Annotated in this window: 14 protein-coding genes and 2 tRNA genes; 9 read left to right on the top strand and 7 right to left on the bottom strand. The window is 44.4% G+C overall.

Annotated features, from left to right (window positions below; all coding sequences use genetic code 11):
- Nucleotides 1–65: 65 nt before the first annotated feature.
- The 3 genes from pyk to QY318_00240 all read left to right on the top strand — a co-directional run bounded on the left by pyk (nt 66) and on the right by QY318_00240 (nt 2,124).
- Nucleotides 66–1,478, top strand: coding sequence for a pyruvate kinase (gene pyk / locus QY318_00230; protein ID WKZ31188.1), 1,413 nt, complete (start codon nt 66–68; stop codon nt 1,476–1,478).
- Nucleotides 1,479–1,943: 465 nt separating this feature from the next.
- Nucleotides 1,944–2,016, top strand: a tRNA-Cys gene (locus QY318_00235).
- 24 nt (nt 2,017–2,040) lie between these two features.
- Nucleotides 2,041–2,124 (top strand) — tRNA-Leu (locus tag QY318_00240).
- A 19-nt stretch (nt 2,125–2,143) separates the two neighbouring features.
- Here QY318_00240 and QY318_00245 read toward each other — a convergent pair.
- On the bottom strand, nt 2,144–2,479 hold the full coding sequence (locus QY318_00245; GenBank protein WKZ31189.1) for a hypothetical protein: 336 nt from the start codon (nt 2,477–2,479) through the stop codon (nt 2,144–2,146).
- Entirely contained in the window at nt 2,457–3,059 is a 603-nt protein-coding gene (locus tag QY318_00250) for an AAA family ATPase (GenBank protein ID WKZ31190.1), read from the bottom strand. Before QY318_00250 ends, QY318_00245 begins: the two co-directional genes overlap by 23 nt.
- Nucleotides 3,060–3,264: 205 nt before the next feature.
- Between QY318_00250 and QY318_00255 the strand changes: the two genes are divergently transcribed.
- The 3 genes from QY318_00255 (at nt 3,265) to QY318_00265 (ending at nt 8,247) form a co-directional block, all read left to right on the top strand.
- Nucleotides 3,265–4,476 (top strand): putative peptidoglycan glycosyltransferase FtsW, encoded by a 1,212-nt coding sequence (locus tag QY318_00255; protein ID WKZ31191.1) that lies wholly within the window; start codon nt 3,265–3,267, stop codon nt 4,474–4,476.
- Nucleotides 4,463–5,659: a UDP-N-acetylglucosamine--N-acetylmuramyl-(pentapeptide) pyrophosphoryl-undecaprenol N-acetylglucosamine transferase gene (locus QY318_00260; protein WKZ31192.1), complete on the top strand. Its 1,197-nt coding sequence runs from the start codon at nt 4,463–4,465 to the stop codon at nt 5,657–5,659. The genes QY318_00255 and QY318_00260 overlap by 14 nt, the downstream gene beginning before the upstream one ends.
- A gap of 134 nt (nt 5,660–5,793) precedes the next feature.
- Nucleotides 5,794–8,247, top strand: a complete 2,454-nt coding sequence (locus QY318_00265; protein WKZ31193.1) for an ATP-dependent Clp protease ATP-binding subunit — start codon at nt 5,794–5,796, stop codon at nt 8,245–8,247.
- A gap of 1 nt (nt 8,248) precedes the next feature.
- Here QY318_00265 and QY318_00270 read toward each other — a convergent pair whose 3' ends face one another.
- Nucleotides 8,249–9,094 carry a laccase domain-containing protein gene (locus QY318_00270; protein WKZ31194.1) on the bottom strand — a complete coding sequence of 282 codons (846 nt, stop codon included), beginning with the start codon at nt 9,092–9,094 and terminating at the stop codon, nt 8,249–8,251.
- Between the two features lie 6 nt (nt 9,095–9,100).
- The gene (locus QY318_00275) at nt 9,101–9,286 is read right to left on the bottom strand and encodes a lysine biosynthesis protein LysW (protein WKZ31195.1); all 186 of its coding nucleotides are present in this window, start codon (nt 9,284–9,286) and stop codon (nt 9,101–9,103) included.
- A 60-nt stretch (nt 9,287–9,346) separates the two neighbouring features.
- Between QY318_00275 and QY318_00280 the strand changes: the two genes are divergently transcribed.
- The 3 genes from QY318_00280 to QY318_00290 are packed head-to-tail and all read left to right on the top strand — an operon-like array spanning nt 9,347 to nt 13,635.
- A complete protein-coding gene (locus QY318_00280; GenBank protein ID WKZ31196.1) occupies nt 9,347–10,291 on the top strand; it encodes a PLP-dependent lyase/thiolase in 945 nt (314 codons plus the stop codon).
- A 6-nt stretch (nt 10,292–10,297) separates the two neighbouring features.
- The gene (locus tag QY318_00285) at nt 10,298–12,517 is read left to right on the top strand and encodes an ATP-grasp domain-containing protein (protein WKZ31197.1); all 2,220 of its coding nucleotides are present in this window, start codon (nt 10,298–10,300) and stop codon (nt 12,515–12,517) included.
- Nucleotides 12,517–13,635, top strand: coding sequence for a phospho-N-acetylmuramoyl-pentapeptide-transferase (locus QY318_00290; GenBank protein ID WKZ31198.1), 1,119 nt, complete (start codon nt 12,517–12,519; stop codon nt 13,633–13,635). The genes QY318_00285 and QY318_00290 overlap by 1 nt, the downstream gene beginning before the upstream one ends.
- 1 nt (nt 13,636) lies before the next feature.
- On the opposite strand, the gene QY318_00295 is transcribed toward QY318_00290, so the two are convergent.
- From QY318_00295 to QY318_00305, 3 genes are read right to left on the bottom strand one after another with little or no spacing between them, the layout of a single operon-like run.
- Nucleotides 13,637–14,662, bottom strand: a complete 1,026-nt coding sequence (locus QY318_00295; protein ID WKZ31199.1) for a peptidoglycan bridge formation glycyltransferase FemA/FemB family protein — start codon at nt 14,660–14,662, stop codon at nt 13,637–13,639.
- A gap of 42 nt (nt 14,663–14,704) precedes the next feature.
- Nucleotides 14,705–15,964 (bottom strand): DegT/DnrJ/EryC1/StrS family aminotransferase, encoded by a 1,260-nt coding sequence (locus QY318_00300; GenBank protein ID WKZ31200.1) that lies wholly within the window; start codon nt 15,962–15,964, stop codon nt 14,705–14,707.
- On the bottom strand, nt 15,961–16,728 hold the full coding sequence (locus tag QY318_00305; GenBank protein WKZ31201.1) for an alpha/beta hydrolase: 768 nt from the start codon (nt 16,726–16,728) through the stop codon (nt 15,961–15,963). Before QY318_00305 ends, QY318_00300 begins: the two co-directional genes overlap by 4 nt.
- Between the last annotated feature and the right edge of the window lie 44 nt (nt 16,729–16,772).

A 16,772-nucleotide genomic window follows, 5' to 3' on the forward strand; every position in this document is an offset into this window, starting at 1 on the left:
GTGAAATTAGTACGCTATGAACAGATTTAGTGTAGTATAATTATTAAGATCTATCAACAAATTTAATGCACGAGCTTCCAAAAACCAAAATTATCGCCACAATTGGGCCTTCCACATGGGACGATGACACTCTCACAGAGATGATAAATTACGGATTTACAGTTGCCCGTGTTAACGCATCTTTTGCAGATTTTGACGAGCAGGAGCGTGTAATCACTCAGCTGAGACGCCTTTCACCCAAGGTGGCAGTGATGCTAGATACCATGGGCCATAAGGTTCGTGTAACCGGCTTTGATAAAGATAGAGTAATCGCGCCGGGCGATGAAATTATCTTGCTATCAGAGAAAAACAAATCAAAGAAGCGCAACAGCATCAAAGTAACATACCCAACCCTCGAGAAAGATGTCACACGCAACACCAAAATCCTGATCGACGACGGCAACATTGAGCTAAAGGTCAAAGACATCGTGGGCAAAGAGGTTGTTTGCGAGGTGATACACGGCGGGGTGCTCAAGAAGCGCAAAACCGTCAATGTGCCAGGCGTCCATCTTAACTTCCCAGCATTGAGCGAGAAAGATGAAACAGACATTAAAAATGCGGTAAAACTAGGTTATGATTTCATCTCTGCTTCATTTGTACGCAACTTGGAAGATGTGAAACTGGTGCGAGAGGCGATGGGTAAGTCAGATCTTAAGTTAATCGCTAAAATCGAAGACTACGAGGGTGTTAGAAATTTCGACAAGATCTTAGAGAAAGTCGACGGTATCATGGTTGCACGAGGCGATCTAGGCGTAGAGCTGCCTTTAGAAGAGGTGCCAATCCTCCAGAAGCAGTTTATCCAGAAATGCAGGATGAAAGGGAAGATCGTCATTGTCGCAACACAGATGCTCGAGTCAATGCGAGAAAGCACTCGCCCGACCCGCGCGGAGACTAGCGATGTAGCGAATGCCGTGATGGATGGTGCAGATGCAGTAATGCTCTCTGCAGAGACTTCTACAGGCAAGAACCCTGTTGAGACTGTTAAGCACATGGCTAGGATCGCCAAGAGAGCTGAAGAGGTGCTCCGCCCACAGATCGTAGAAGGACGAACTGACGCTTACGAGATTTCAGATATTATATGCAAACATCTTTTTGGTATAACGGAAGAAGTAGCGCTTAAAGGAGTTATAATTTTCAGCGATTCCGGTAATACCGTGAAGTCGCTTGCGCGTCATAGACTTAACATCCCTATCTGGTGCGTCAGCAACAACCATAAAATCATCCGCCAACAGCAGATGATCCGTGGCGTTACTGGCATTTATGTCGAAAATATGGAGAGCGACAGAGACGAAATCGCCAAGCATGCTGTATCAGCTATTTATGGCCGCGGTTACTTGGAAATGGGAGATAAAGTTGCTATTATTAGCGGAGGTACAGTACATAATCGAAGATATAACACTATCCTCGAAATTCTCGAGGTTCAGGCAGTCTTGGAATAGCCAGCCACGAAATTTGTACTTACCCACTGTTTACCCAGTTCACGAGGAGAGTAAAGTACCTCACTCAGGGATGGTATTATAGTGGAGCACCATTTTTTATTTAACTTTTTGTGAACGTTGAAATTAAATTCGATGCCATTTTTTAGAATACATTTTATGAACGTTAAGTGATCTACGATCACAGTGAGCAGAGCAGTGGCGGTAAAGATAAGCGAACAAGGATGTTTAGGTTACAATTTTATGAACGTAAAGAGATCTCTATCTCGGTGAGGGAGAAGTTAACTCAGGAATGGTATATAGTGGAGCACCATCTTTTATTTAACTTTTTGTGAACGTTAAGTGATCTACGATCACAGTGAGCAGAGTAGTGGCGGTAAAGATAGCGAACAAGGATGTTTAGGTTACAATTTTATGAACGTAAAGAGATCTCTGATCTCAGTGAATAAAATTGTAACCTAAACATCTGGTCGTGTAGCCAAGCTGGTAAGGCAAGAGTCTGCAAAACTCTGATGCGCGGGTTCGAATCCCGCCACGACCTTATTTAATAAAGAGAAACTGCTAAGCCGGGGTGGTGGAATAGGCAGACACGCGGGACTTAAAATCCCGTGCTAGCAATAGCGTGCGGGTTCGATTCCCGCCCTCGGCACATTTCCTAAGTATTGAGACTAATTTGTATCGGTAAACCGATCTGGGTCTGCATTGCCGCAGCGTGGGCAACTGTTTAGAGGCTTCTGCCCTTCATATACATAGTTACATTGTAAGCATTTCCAGTTTCTCCATCGGGCATCTAGGTCTTCTGGCATGACCTTGTCTGTAAGAAGTGGATCGTCTGTGACGGCTCCATCTGCAGCTGGAGCAACTGGCTGTACTGGAGCCTGTGCGGCTGGAGCAGGGGCAGCGGGTGTCTGAGCGTTTGGCAGAGTTGTGCTGGGAGGCGTACCCATAGACGGGGTACTTGGTGTATTCGTAACGGTTGGGTTAATCGGAGAGGTATTTTCCATCGTAGATTAATGTTAAAAGTTTATTGAAAGTATCGCCTGCGTTATATGCAGTCGAGTTAAATACTATGTCGTTGTACTTGCTAGGATCTGAGCAGTCTACCTGGTATTTTTTCGTAATTCTTTTGGTCTCCTTGAGCAGATCTGTTTCAAGCGATGTGACAACCTCCTTGAACATCTTGCTTTCAGTAGAGAGTTTTTTGCCAATGTCTAGTTTGTGGACGCGGTGGAGGTATCGCCTTGCGCGCTTATCGATGTCTACTTCAAGCCAGATCCTGACGGTACAGGCGATTTTCAGCTTGTGGGCGATGACAGCGAAATACCTACTTTCAATAATCAGATTGTGCCATGAGCTGGCTTGGATTAGCTTGTCATCAAGCATCGAATATAGCTCCTCATAATGCTCATTGTAGTAGTCCGACAGGAGGAATTTATTAAAAGAGGAGTAGCCATTTTGGGCTGCAATATCCCGAAGAATTACCTCATCTGAGAACAGATGCATACCTAGGTTTCGCGCCATCATCTTGGAGATAGTGGACGCGCCAGCTCCTTCGTGACCACCTACCACGATTAGATAACCCATATCTTTCGGTCTGCTATCCCGGACAGGCACTTTGCATCCCCACTGAATTTACCTAGTAGCGATAGATACTCCACACGTAGTTAGACGTATCTACCTGTCATATTAATCAATTCATTTTGTAAAGTAAATCACCAGCAGTTAGCCGGGGATGGTTTGTATAGGGAACTTTAGTATGGAATGTGCTAATCTAGTTGAGATGAAACCTATGGCACGCAAAAAACCAAAAAAACGCCTGATCGAAGCATCAAAGCCACATGCTCCAAATATGACAATACTGGCTTTCACCATAGCTATGGTAACTTTCGGTGCGATAATGATCTTTGACTCGAGCATCTACATCGCCAACAATCCACCTTTTAATGATCAGTTTCACTTCTTGCGACTCCATCTGATCTGGCTACTGATAGGGGTGATCCCTGCATCATTAATCTACTTCTGGGACTATAGAAAATTCGTGAAGCTTGCTTTTCCAGCTTTGATTGTGGTTATTGTAATGCTTGTAGCAGTCTTGCTCCAACCAGGCGACGCGAACGGTTCCAAGAGGTGGTTGCAAATAGGATTTGAGCAGCTAGTTGTGCAACCCGCAGAGCTGCTAAAACCAGTCTTCATACTTTTTCTAGCCGGATGGCTGGCAAAAGAGCGCAAACAGTATAAATCCTTTAACGAGGCATTCCGGTACGGTTTTGGGCAGAAGCTTATCGGATTCGCAGTGCTGCTTGGTACTGTATTAGCGCTTGTGCTGCTTGAACCAGATCTTGGGACTACGATGATTATCTGCGCAACAGCCTTTATAATTTTTTATGTTTCAGGAACCGATTCGGCTCACATAGTTGGATCGGGTATTGTAAGTGGTGTGCTTGTCCTTCTTGCTGCTGCTGCAGCGGTTCTAGCTCCATATCGACTTGAGAGGGTTAAAACCTATTTTCATCTTCTATTAACTGGCGAGGTGAAAGATAGCTCAGATACTGGATACCAAGTTATGCAGATATTGATAGGAATTGGATCTGCAGGATTTTGGGGTAAAGGCTTCGGGCAATCAAGGCAGCGTTTTGCCTATCTTGTCGAAAATACAGCATTTACTGATTCAATATTTGCAGTGATATTAGAGGAGTTGGGCATGCTTGGAGGGATTCTTCTAATCCTGAGCTGGATACTGTTTTTAGCGGCTGGGTTCAAAATTGCCGAAGCCGCACCAGATCGAACAGGCAAATTGCTTGCGATTGGTATAACTGTCTGGCTTACACTTCAGGCTTTGCTAAATATGGCCGCAAATGTCGGTTTAATTCCGCTTACAGGTATTCCACTGCCATTTGTGACATATGGTGGATCTGGAACTATCGTGGCTTTGATCGGATCTGCTATACTTCTCAATATAAGTAGATTTACGGTAGAGAAGAAGTCCAATGCAATCATCTAATTCAAATCGCCCCTCTAGCACTCTCACAAAGAGAATCCTCATTACAGGTGGTGGATCAGGTGGCCATATCTCTGCTGCGACTGCGATAATTGATGGGCTAAAGGGTCGATACAGCAATGCCACTGAGCAGATACTTTATGTCGGTGGTAAATTGGGCATGGAGGGTGAGAAGAACGGCACAAGCCTCGAGCAGCGGATTTTCAAAGACTCAGACATCAAATTTGTAGCCATCAGGGCGGGAAAGCTTCAACGTTACCTCTCATGGAATAGCATTAAGCTTCTTCTGGGCGTTTTTGGCGGTGTGATCGACGCAAGAAAGGTAATTAAAGAGTATAAGCCCGACATTGTGATCTCTACAGGAGGTTATGTAACAGTTCCGGTATGCTTTATTGCATGGCTGAACAAGATACCTGTATACATTCATGAACAGACTGCAGCCGTGGGTCTTACCAATAAGACAACATCAAAGTTCGCTAGAAGGATCTACACCTCCTTCCCATCTTCAGAGCAATACTTTCCAAGGAAGAAGGTCTTGCATGTCGGCAATGCTGTACGCGAGAAGGTTTTTATGACCGATGGTCAGGGAGAGGTGGTTGATGCGGTTAGGGATATGCAGCAAGATAGGTCAAAGCTGCCGATTTTGTTATTTACCGGTGGTGGCCAGGGATCACATAAGCTCAATATCACCGTGCGCCAGATGGTTCCCTACATAGTCGAAGAGTTTCAGGTAATTATCCAAACTGGGCAAAATGAGCTAAATAAAGATTATGACCTACTGCTAAAAGAGAGGGCTAAGCTTACAGATGAGAAAAAGAGACGATTCTTCCCTGTGAAGTATATTGATGCAGACCAGATCGGCTACCTGTTTGATAACATTGATATGCATATCGGCAGGGCAGGGGCGAACTTTGTGTATGAGATGGGTGTCTTAAAAATCCCATCAATCTTTATACCGCTGCCATTTGTGACACACAACGAGCAGGAGAAGAATGCACAGACCTTGGTACAGTTCGGGATAGCGAAAATATTGCCAGAGGGTGAGCTTACTTCAGAAAGGCTTTTTAATGAGATTAAAAAGTTTAATTCCGAAATTAAAAAAGGTCTCACTGTTGACACTGCCGGCCTAGAATCCACTTTCAGGACGGACGCTGTGGAGAAGATCTTGGCAGACCTCGACCTTTAGCACTCATCACCACCGCTTGCTAACACACCATTCCCAGTGATAGAATATCTGACAAGAGGTTAGCACAAACTATGGCTTTCCTACATCGTTTCGTGCTACTTTAGTAGATATAGTTATTTAAAAGTATTGCTCCTATGAATTACGGTCCTAGCGGCTATTCAGACGATCCGTTTGGGAGGTCTGAAAGGATAGACATAACTAAATACTTTTCTGAAAGAGCAACAACCGCAATCCAAAATGCTGCGGCAATTGCCGTGCAAAATAACCTTCGCTCAATTGATAGTGAGCAGCTACTTCTTGGAGTAATTCAAGATGATCCTGTCGTATCCAGGGTATTAAAAGAGCTTGGCGTCGACTTGCAATTACTGAAAGAGCAGCTTGAAGAGTATATAAATAAAGGTGAAGAGGAGATAAGTACTCCAAACCTCTCTCCACGTGCTAAACAGGCACTCCAATTAGCATTTCAAGAAGCGATGGAGCTTGGCCACAACTACATAGGTGGCGAGCACATCCTATTGGGATTGATCGCCGAGGGGGAAGGGCTAGCGGCACAGCTTCTCAATAATTTTGGTGTCACTCATGTTAAGGCCAGGCAAGCAGTCTTAAAGATTGTGGGTGAGGGGGACAAGGAAGGTAGCCATGCTGCAGAGAAATCTGAGACACCAAATTTGGATAAATTTTCTCGAGACCTCACCGAATTAGCTAAAACAGGAAAAATTGATCCTGTAATTGGCCGTGGCGATGAGATTACACGAGTCGTGCAGATATTGTCACGTAGACGCAAGAACAATCCTGTACTGATAGGTGAGCCAGGAGTAGGAAAAACTGCAATCGCAGAAGGACTTGCTTATAGAATCAGCAAAGGCAATGTTCCTGAAGGGCTGAAAGATAAAGTTGTGAAAGAGCTCGATGTTGCAAGCTTGGTCGCAGGTGCAAAATTTAGAGGCGAGTTTGAGGAGAGAGCCAAGAAGATTATTGACGAGCTTGAGAAATCCGGGCGAGGCATCATCCTGTTTATCGACGAGCTACACACTATCGTCGGGACAGGTGCGCAGGAAGGGCAGATGGATCTTTCAAATATGCTAAAGCCCGCGCTGTCGCGTGGTGAACTTCAGGTAATCGGTGCTACAACTTTAAATGAGTACAAAAAATATATTGAAAAAGATGCAGCACTTGAGCGCAGGTTTCAACCTGTACTAGTTGGTGAGCCAACAGTTGAGCAAACAATCGAAATTCTCCGCGGGCTGAGTGACCGATATGAGGCACACCATAAAGTAAAAATCGATCAAGAAGCAATAGATGCAGCTGCCTACCTATCTGACCGCTACATCAAAGATCGGTTCTTGCCCGATAAAGCCATTGACTTGATCGATGAGGCAGCAAGCCGAGTAAAGCTTCTTACCTCAACAGAGCCAGATCATTTACGCCAGCTACGGGATGAGATAGACCAGATGGAGAAAGAGCGGGAGTCGTTGAGCCGTGCTGGGCAGCATGAAGAGAGCGCAAAGGTGAAGATGGAGGTCGAGAAAAAGAAGAAGGTGCTGGCACCGGCTGAAGAGCAGTGGCTCAAAATTCGTGGGACTGGCAATCCAATACTGCTAGCAAAGGATATTGCTGAGCTAGTAGCCAACATGACCGGAATTCCGGTAACAGATCTGCAAAAAGAAGAGAAGGAGCGACTACTTAAATTAGAAGAGACATTGCATCAAAGCGTAGTTGGACAAGAGCAAGCAGTGCAGGCAGTCTCTGAAGCTGTGCGTAGGGCCAGAGTAGGACTTAAAGATCCAAACAAGCCTATCGCTTCATTTATTTTCCTCGGACCAACCGGTGTGGGCAAGACATTGCTAGCCAAGAGCCTTGCAAAGCAGATATTCGGTGACGAGGAGGCAATGATCAGACTTGATATGAGCGAGTATATGGAGAAGCATACTGTATCCAGAATGATCGGCTCGCCACCAGGCTATGTCGGATATGAAGAGGGAGGGCAGCTAACAGAAGCTGTCCGTAGGAAGCCATACTCAGTAATCCTACTCGATGAGATTGAGAAAGCCCATCCAGATATATTCAATACATTGTTGCAGGTGCTCGATGAGGGAAGACTGACCGATTCAAAAGGTCGTACCGTAGATTTTAAAAATACTATCATTATTGCAACCAGCAATATCGGTGCGGAGAAAATCATTAAGTACATGCAGCTGCAATCTGAAGACAAAAAGTGGGAGGTATTGCAGGAGCAGCTCATGCAAGAGCTTCAAGCAAGGTTTAGGCCGGAGTTCCTAAACAGACTTGACGATATAATTATCTTTAAGAGCCTCGACAAAGCTCAACTTGTAAATATCGTAAAGATGCTCCTTGAAGAGACCAAGCAGCTCCTTCACGGCCAGGGGTTGGAGGTGGATTTTAGCGATGCGGTAATTGAGCATCTCGCCGAGGTTGGATATGAGCCAGAATTTGGTGCACGACCGATGAAAAGAGTAATTCAACGCGAAATTGAGAACACTTTGGCAAATAGGATTCTCAATTCGGATGTGACAGATGATGGGAAGGTCACAGTTGACTTTAAAGATGGGAAGATCGTCTTTGAGTAAGCTACTTTGATGACCGTGCGACTGCGACTGTGAAAGCAGCTCTCGGATAGCGAATTTCATCACTTTTAGTCAGTCGATATGAGTATAGCTTGTCGTTTTGTGCCGATTCATAGGTGCAGATAGCAGTATCGTAGAAACTGCTGATCCCATACTTATCCCTCATCCTGTCCTTCACCCTTCTGACAAAATCAAATCCTTTCTTCTCTTTATCTTCTACCTCCACACAATACTCTTCGATCCAATCTACGCTAGATGACATCTTCTCTATAAAATCTAACCCGTATTCATAATGCTGGGGACAGATATAAGGAAATATGTATACTTCCGCACGTGACATATTCTCAAGCGAAGCCCGGACAGAAAACAGATCCAGAACATCTTCATATATTCCAACAAAAGCCTCCTTGGAGCCGACATGGATATACGCAAAGTGATCTGTGTCAGGATGAGCAATTACGATTATTGCGCAATCGGAAGGAGAAGTCATCACGCCTTGTCCGGTGAGCGATGTGAGAACGGCGTTAACGTTCAGCTCGTATAAGCCTATATCATCCTGCTGAGATTGACTGTTTCTTATAACTGCCTGAGACTCTTTGCCGAAGTGAATAAAGCCTGCTTCGAGAGGGCACTTCATTACAACAAATTCATCGGTGCCGACGAGGTTTGCTACCTTTGTACGCTTCTGTGCTATTAGTGGTTTTTCTTCCTCGTTCTTTGCAAGCTTCTCTGACATGTTTCCCCACTTACCATTATCATAGGTAGCAAGGTTGTTAATGCCGAACTGCTCTTTAAGTCTAGGAAAAAACAGAATACCGTTTTCAGAATCGAGCTCGTAATTTTGCTGCATCAAGGATTACTTCTCTTCTTCGATTATCTCGACTTCAACTTTCTTAGTGCCGTTCTCATCCTGGCCAACAGATACAACTTCTAGCTCTGTACCACAGACAGAACACTCCAATATTTCACCTACTGAATACTCCTTATCCTCTAATACGATTTCGTTGCCACACTCTGGGCACACAATTTTTGTGTTATCCATATTAAACTTTTTCGTTTTTATGTAAAATATTTCTACATTATATCACGCATGAAGGTGACAATGTCCATTTGGAAATATGCTGAACAGTACAACCCGATAGTAGATATCGCTGCCAGGATTGAAAATAATGCCGGCAATACAGAGCTAACCCAGATTGAAATAGATGGTCATGCTGTCTGGCTTAAGCGAGAAGACCAGAACCCAACAGGCTCACACAAAGACCGCTCACTTGCATTTCAGCTTTCAGCACACATTGCCGATGGTAGGCAGGATTTCGTTATATCCTCTTCTGGGAATTCTGTAATCAGCGCTGCAAATATTGTAAAGCAATTGCCGAATATCAAGCTGAATATTTTCCTTTCCCCAAAGCTTTCAGAGAGCAAGAAAGCAAGATTAGAAAAATACCTCGGATCTGAGATTGACATATCTAGCAAAGAGCCTCAGCTGATTGGGAACATAACTCTGCACTTCAGTAGGCGAGCGCTTTCCGACTCATTCCGCTTCGCCAAGGAGCATGAATATGTCCTACTACGCGGATCACAAGATCCATATGCAGTCGAAGGGTTCAAGAGTCTTGGATATGAGCTACTAGAACAGCTGCCAGATATCACAGATATCTTTATGGCCACATCGAGCGGGACCACACTCGTCGGAGTGGCAAAGTCTATGACAAATGTAAGAGTACACGCTTGCCAATCTAGCTCGATAAATCTTATTGCTAGCCATTTTGATAGAAATTTTGTGCCATCTGAGAGCTCAATTGCAGACAGCATAGTTGATAGGGTTGGTCATAGGAAAGATGAGGCAATCAGGGTAATTAATGAATCAGAGGGTAGCGGCTGGGTTATCTCTGATGAAGAGATAAATAACTCGCTCGAGATGTTAAAGATAAACGGAGTAAACAGCTCGGCGGAGGGAGCACTCGCACTCGCAGCCTACCGTAAAGCCATAAATTCCGGATGGGAAATTAGCAAGCCTGTATGTATAATTTCGGGTATAGCCTAACTGTCTATGAGCAATACCACTCCTACAATTTTCTATATCTGCAATGACCCAGAGCGAGCATTAGGTCCTGAAGCCTTTATTGATAACTACCACATTGTATGTATCGACAATAGCCCCTTGCTACCCTTGCTTAAAGCCAAGGGGATCAAGTATTTCTCGTTGGGCGAGACTCTCGGTGACAGCAACACAATTTTCCGCAATTCCAATAAACTGCTCGCTCGCAAAGAGGTGCAAGAGTATATTGCTGCAAATTGTGGAGACCAGGCTTATGTCCAGTTTTTTAAAATCGCCCCAAATATTGAGCGAGAATCGGCTAAATTGGGGTATACAGTATTAAACAGCTCTTCTGTTCTCAACCGTAAGTTCGAAAATAAGCTCTCACAGTATGAATCACTTTCTGGGTCGGTCAAGAATTTTCCTCCGACTGTCATAACCAAACTGTTGGATGCAAGCTACCAAGATCTCAGTGATGAGCTTGGTGAAGAGATGGTCGTTCAGTTTGACCGAGGACATACTGGCTCTGGGACTCTCTTCATTAAAAGCGAGTCGCAATTTAATGAAGTTAAAGATGAATTCCCAAACAGGGTCGCACGCATTGCGAAAATGATTGAAGGCGAGGCATGGACTCTGAATGCATGCGTTACAAGATTCGGCATAGCATATGGTGGTCTTTGTAAGCAGATAACTGGAATACCAGAGCTAACTTCAGAAGCTGGCGGAACAGTTGGCAATGATTGGACTCAGGTATCAGGTCTGAGCCAAGAAATGCTGCAGCAGATTGGCGAGCTGACCGAGCGGGTAGGAGAGCTTATGGCAGCGGATGGATATAAAGGACTATTTGGACTTGACCTAATTATTACACCAAACAACGAGCTATATCTTATTGAAATCAATGCGAGGCAGCCTGCCTCAACAGGCATGCACAGCAAACTAATGCTTCAGTCCGAGCAGATCCCGCTTATTGCTTTCCATATAGCTGAGTTTGCTTTCAAAGGAGATGAGCAATATTTAGCCTTTATTAATCAGACATTTAATAAGCAGTTTAATGAAGATAAAATTTCACACTTCATTAAATCCCAAAACCACACTTCTTTAAGTTCATTAAATGCCTCTCAGATTATCATTCGCAACAAGTCAGGAAAGGATCTTAAAATTAAAGATGCAATTCCAGCAGGAGAATATAACAGCAGCTTGGAAAAAGCAGGCGAGAACTATTCAATCTCTGAGATAGATCGAGCAAACTTTATTCTACTTCACACTGCTCAAGGGCAAGAAGTATCACCTGGCAGCGAGATTGCCCGTATCCAAGCTCCAGAAAGCGTGCTAGACGGTGACAACCTCAAGCTGCAATATGCTAAGATGGTTGAGCTGATAAATCAGAACAACGACAATATGAGCAGCGAGCATAGATCAGAGCAACAAACAGCTCCCAGCATTACTTCGCAGGCCGAAAATATCGTAACGAAAGAGCTCCCAACCGAAGTTCAGCAATATATTCGTAAATACTTCGAGCTGCCTATAAACGGCGTACTCGTAACTACTCCATACTTTAGAAATGTTAAAAGAGTTCGTGCGGAGCTTCGCGTCCTTGTAGGGAAGGGAACTCCGGAAGAGCTTGTTGAGGAGACGCTTATATACGCTAAACTTCGAGGATTCGAGCTTCGAGGCAAGACAGCGGAAGAGATTAGAGAGTTTATGATGGAGCAGGGACTGGGTGTAGACTGCTCAGCATTTGTGGCACACACATATAATTACTACATGCGAGTAACAGAAAGCGGCTCGCTTTGGGCGAAGGCAAAGTACCCAAACAAAGGCTTCTATCGAAACTTCATCCGCATGCTCCGACCCGTCGAGAATCTCGGAGCCGAAATCTTAACCAATCTGGAGAATTGCGACAAGATTGAACTCGCTCAAATTGAGCCTGGTGATCTTATCCGCATGAAAGGGCTAAAGGGCGGCGATCATCTCGCACTGGTATATGCTGTTCAGTATGACCAAAGCGACAGGCCAACAAAGTTTACTTATGTCCACTCGATTTCAAGGTATGGCAAAGCAAATGGCGTAAGATTTGGAGATGTCATAATCAACGATGCAAACGGTGAATTAAAAGACCAGGAATGGCTGGAAAAAGATGAGGATGGGATATGCTGGACATTGAAAGAGCTGAAAACAGAATATGAAGATAACGGACTCAGACGACCTAAATTCAAGCCCAATGCCCGATAATGGAGTGGCCAGCATTCACAAATGATGTAAGGACAACAATCTACTACATATTGGTCTCTTTCGTAGTATCGATGCTGTTAGCTCCGATATTGATCAAAGTGCTGTACAAGTATAACGTAGTCAGGAAGACAGATAAGGACTTTGCTTCGATCGTCGGTGACAGATTCCTCAAGGCTGGTACACCGATCATGGGTGGTACTCTTGTAGTTTTCACGACCACAATATTGACGATTCTATTCAACTGGAACGGGAATACATATATCCCTATCGCTGTACTCCTTATATCAGCTCTATTGGGAGGTATGGACGATCTGCTAAATATCTTCGGCAGGAAGAGAGTAGTGAGAACAATTAAGAAACAGGTGCTATTGGCCAGAGTACATAAGAGTCCACTCCACCGACTCTATCTGTGGCTAACTCTCCCTTGGATTGCATACAAAAATATCTGGTATGCTCTTGGCTCCTACCCAGGCTCGGGTATCCATGCAGGAGAGAAAATAATTGTGCAGCTCATGGCAGGGGCATTTGTGGCTTGGTGGATCTACTCCAAGCTAGGATGGGATACCGTATGGTTCCCATGGATTGGCACGGTAGAGCTGGGCTACCTGATGCCTATTTTTATCATTTTCACAGTTGTCTCAATGACAAATGCTGTAAATATCTCAGACGGCATGGATGGGCTATCGTCGGGTTTGCTGATATTCTCATTCATTGCATATTTAATAATCTCACTCATCCAGGGGAATTTTGAGATCGCTACACTTATAGCAGTTGCAGTTGGCTCGTTGATCGCATATCTCTACTTCAATATTAAGCCTGCCAGATTTGAGATGGGGGATGTAGGGACATTAGCCTTGGGGGCTATGCTGGCTACAGTTGCATTCGCACTGGACAGACCTATTCTGCTGCCAGTTATTGGCTTTATGTTTGTTGCTGAGATAGGCTCATCGCTGATTCAGGGTGTGTATAGGAGAATCTTCGGCAAGAGGCTGTGGAAAATGGCGCCTTTGCATCTACACTACCAGATCAAGGGCTGGTCAGAAGAAAAAGTTGTCATGAGGTTTTGGCTGATGGCAGGATTGTTCGCTCTGGTCGGAGTTTGGCTTAGCTTGATGTAGACTAGTAGCCGCGTCGCTTATTTTCCAGATTTTCATAAACCCTAGTGGCATGTGCGAAAGGGTAAACGATCATATCGTGGGCATGCACAGTCTGAACTTCACTCCCCCCAAACCCACGCTTAAACAGCGATAATCCATACCATGGATGCTCTTTCTGATTTTCGGGAGATACACCCCACAAGTTATGGATCCTCATGCCAGCAGACTTGGCATACTTAATCGCTTCCCACTGTAGCAGGTATGTTGAAGGTACCTCACGAAACTGTGTGAGCGAGCCACTATGGTGGTATACAGAGTGGCCATTGAAATATATGAATATGGCAGCCGCGATCGGCTTATTCTCGTACAGTGTGAAAAACATACGAGCCATATTATCTTTCGCAAATAGCTCAAACTCTTTCTGGATATAGTTGCGTGAGTAAGCAGTCCATTTATTTCTACTCACTGCATCCTGATAGATTTCCCAAAACTGTTCAAAATTCTCCATCCCTGTTGTGCTTACAACTTTGATCCCCATTTTCTCAGCCTTCCTTATATAGTAGCGAGTATTTTTGCGCATCTCAGCGAGTAGCTGATCTTCACTTTTGGAAAGGTCGAGCACCAATGTATTCTCGGCATCGACAGCATGTGCCGTGGCTGGGATAAGTTTGCACTCTTTCAATAGATCATTGTGTAATGGGGTATTAGAAAGCAGCGGGCTTATGCGGACAAACTGCCAAGCCCCTTTCACAGCCATCTTCTTTAGAAATTTCAATACGGCTGCAACAAGCTCTCTGTTCTCCCAATCTATCAATGGGGCATGCCTCAGGTGAAGATAGCGACCACGCAAGGCCTTTACATGTTTTATCGGGAGTAGACCGACTATTGAATCGTTACTGTCATATACAGCATAGTTATCGAAAACAGCCCCAAGTGATTTTTCAAATTCACCATAGTTCCACGACAGGACAAATGTTGCATTATCAAATCTTGATGCAACTTCATCCCACTTCTCCTTATCATTTAGCTTCTTAATGCTATACATCATACAATCGTTAGGTCACTAAACCTTATACATATCTCGTAAACACTATTTAGCTTCAACGCCGTAATACTCCTCGATCTTATCAACTATATAATTCGCATCTTCAACTGAAGTATTAATATGTGTCGGTAAATTTATTATCCGGTCACACACTGCCTCGCCACTCGGGCATTCACCACTCTTGTAGCCTACTGCCTTCGGATTTGCTTCCTTTGGAGAGATTGGATCTGAATACCAGTCGCCAAGATAGATATGGTGGTCGCTCAAAAATGCCAACAGATGCTCTTTCCTATATGCAAGAGCCGGGAACCTCAAAGGCGCAGCATTTTCATCTATGCTGAAGCTTTCGACATACTTATTACCTTTTAGCCGTGATTTGTAAACTTTAGCTATGCTGTCACGATGATAATTGAGTGCTTCAAGGTCAAGTAGCTGTAGGTATGCAAGCTTAGCCAACGCGTTGGGTAAAAGCCGCGGCACCGAAGAGGGTAGTGTACCCGATTTCTCCTCAGGTGTAGTTGCTCGGGTCACCAGACCTAATGTCATAGATATTTTATGAAATAGCTTGGCAACCTTGGGCGAATACTTGTAGAAGAACTTAAACTTGCTCCAAAATATAGGGAAATTTAGCTCCTTCCATACCCACCATCTAGTCGGATGCTCAAGGTCCATGTAGAGAGCATCAACTTCATCTAGGTAATCGTTATTATTTAACACCAGGACTCCGCCATCAACACCGGAAATCGCCTTATCCCGCCCGAAGCTGAAAACAGCAGCATCACCATATGTACCGATTAGTTTACCTCGATGCTTTGTCAGTAATGTATGGGTACAGTCTTCAAGCAGAACAATATTGTGCTTCTTAGCAAGCTTCGCAACAGCTTCTATCTCTCCTTGAACCCCCAATGTATGCTGATACACAATAACTTTTGTTTTTTCTGTAATCTTCTCAGCCAGACTTGCAACTGAGAATGCCAAAGTCTCAGGAGAAATATCGGCATATACAGGCTTGAAGCCCGCCCACACAGCTGGATTAACGGCTGCTATGCAGGTGAATCCTTGAAAAATTACCTGATCGCCACGCTTCGGTTTTAACGCCTTAAAGAATTGATACATGGCGGATCTGGCGTAATTGTACACAAAGTACTCCCGATCATCACCATACTTCTCTGCAAACCACTGCTCAACCAAGTAAGGGTATCCACCCTTCTTCCATTTCCATGGTTGGAAATAGATTTTCAGATTGGCGTGCATATCCTTCCTGCGTGTACTTGGGGAATAGGATGTGTATATCAGCCTGTTCATCTATTTTGACGGATGAAGTTATCGATCTCAATGAAGATGTTCTCTGGCTGGCTTATTGGCAGGCTATGGCCAACCCCTTGATAGATTTTGATCTTTGATCCTGAAATTTTTTCATTTATCATTACAGCCTCTTCGACTGGTGTGTACCTATCTTGGTCGCCCCACAAGATCAGTGTGGGCTTATTAATTTTCTCCAGTCGGTCAGTGAGATCCTGGGTAATAATCTTGCGATAGCTCTCCTCAAGCTTAGGATTTTTCAATGTATCGGAAAGTGGATAGAAAATCTTGTAGTACAGCTTTCTAAGTGGGCGAGCCTTCTCTTTATACTGTTCATAGTTCGGTACTACTTTCTTGATAGTTGAGCTGGCTTTGCTCTCTTTTGGTGAGCGCCTAATTGCCGCCGCACAGAGGATAAGATTTTTGATAAGATCGGGCGACTCTGCTGAAATATATGCACCAAGCCCACCGCCAAATGAGTGTCCGAAATAGATTACCTCATGCAACCCGAGCGCGACAATAAATTTCCTCAAGAAAAGCGCATATTCTTCAACCCCCCATGTAGTAGTAGGCGCATCGGAGTTGCCAAACCCAGGTAGGTCGAGCAGGTAAGCTTTGTAGCGATACTTTGAAGCAGTTGAAAAAAGCCCCCTAAGACTTTCTACGCTCCCTCCCCAACCATGAACAAACAGAATTGGGACTTGGGAACCAACAGCTCCCTCTGACTCTAGGTAATTGATTTTCAGGCCATCTACATCTATCTTCATATTTCCTCTGATTATGCTATTTTAAGCCGAAACAGTAAAGCTCC

This window comes from Candidatus Dojkabacteria bacterium, from assembly GCA_030583845.1.
In the GTDB taxonomy this organism is placed as follows: Bacteria; Patescibacteriota; Dojkabacteria; order SC72; family JAHDCA01.

Coding starts and splice junctions, on each gene's coding strand:
- pyk (WKZ31188.1), top strand. CDS start 66: ATGCACGAGCTTCCAAAAACCAAAATTATCGCCACAATTGGGCCTTCC.
- QY318_00245 (WKZ31189.1), bottom strand. CDS start 2,479: ATGGAAAATACCTCTCCGATTAACCCAACCGTTACGAATACACCAAGT.
- QY318_00250 (WKZ31190.1), bottom strand. CDS start 3,059: ATGGGTTATCTAATCGTGGTAGGTGGTCACGAAGGAGCTGGCGCGTCC.
- QY318_00255 (WKZ31191.1), top strand. CDS start 3,265: ATGGCACGCAAAAAACCAAAAAAACGCCTGATCGAAGCATCAAAGCCA.
- QY318_00260 (WKZ31192.1), top strand. CDS start 4,463: ATGCAATCATCTAATTCAAATCGCCCCTCTAGCACTCTCACAAAGAGA.
- QY318_00265 (WKZ31193.1), top strand. CDS start 5,794: ATGAATTACGGTCCTAGCGGCTATTCAGACGATCCGTTTGGGAGGTCT.
- QY318_00270 (WKZ31194.1), bottom strand. CDS start 9,094: ATGCAGCAAAATTACGAGCTCGATTCTGAAAACGGTATTCTGTTTTTT.
- QY318_00275 (WKZ31195.1), bottom strand. CDS start 9,286: ATGGATAACACAAAAATTGTGTGCCCAGAGTGTGGCAACGAAATCGTA.
- QY318_00280 (WKZ31196.1), top strand. CDS start 9,347: ATGTCCATTTGGAAATATGCTGAACAGTACAACCCGATAGTAGATATC.
- QY318_00285 (WKZ31197.1), top strand. CDS start 10,298: ATGAGCAATACCACTCCTACAATTTTCTATATCTGCAATGACCCAGAG.
- QY318_00290 (WKZ31198.1), top strand. CDS start 12,517: ATGGAGTGGCCAGCATTCACAAATGATGTAAGGACAACAATCTACTAC.
- QY318_00295 (WKZ31199.1), bottom strand. CDS start 14,662: ATGATGTATAGCATTAAGAAGCTAAATGATAAGGAGAAGTGGGATGAA.
- QY318_00300 (WKZ31200.1), bottom strand. CDS start 15,964: ATGAACAGGCTGATATACACATCCTATTCCCCAAGTACACGCAGGAAG.
- QY318_00305 (WKZ31201.1), bottom strand. CDS start 16,728: ATGAAGATAGATGTAGATGGCCTGAAAATCAATTACCTAGAGTCAGAG.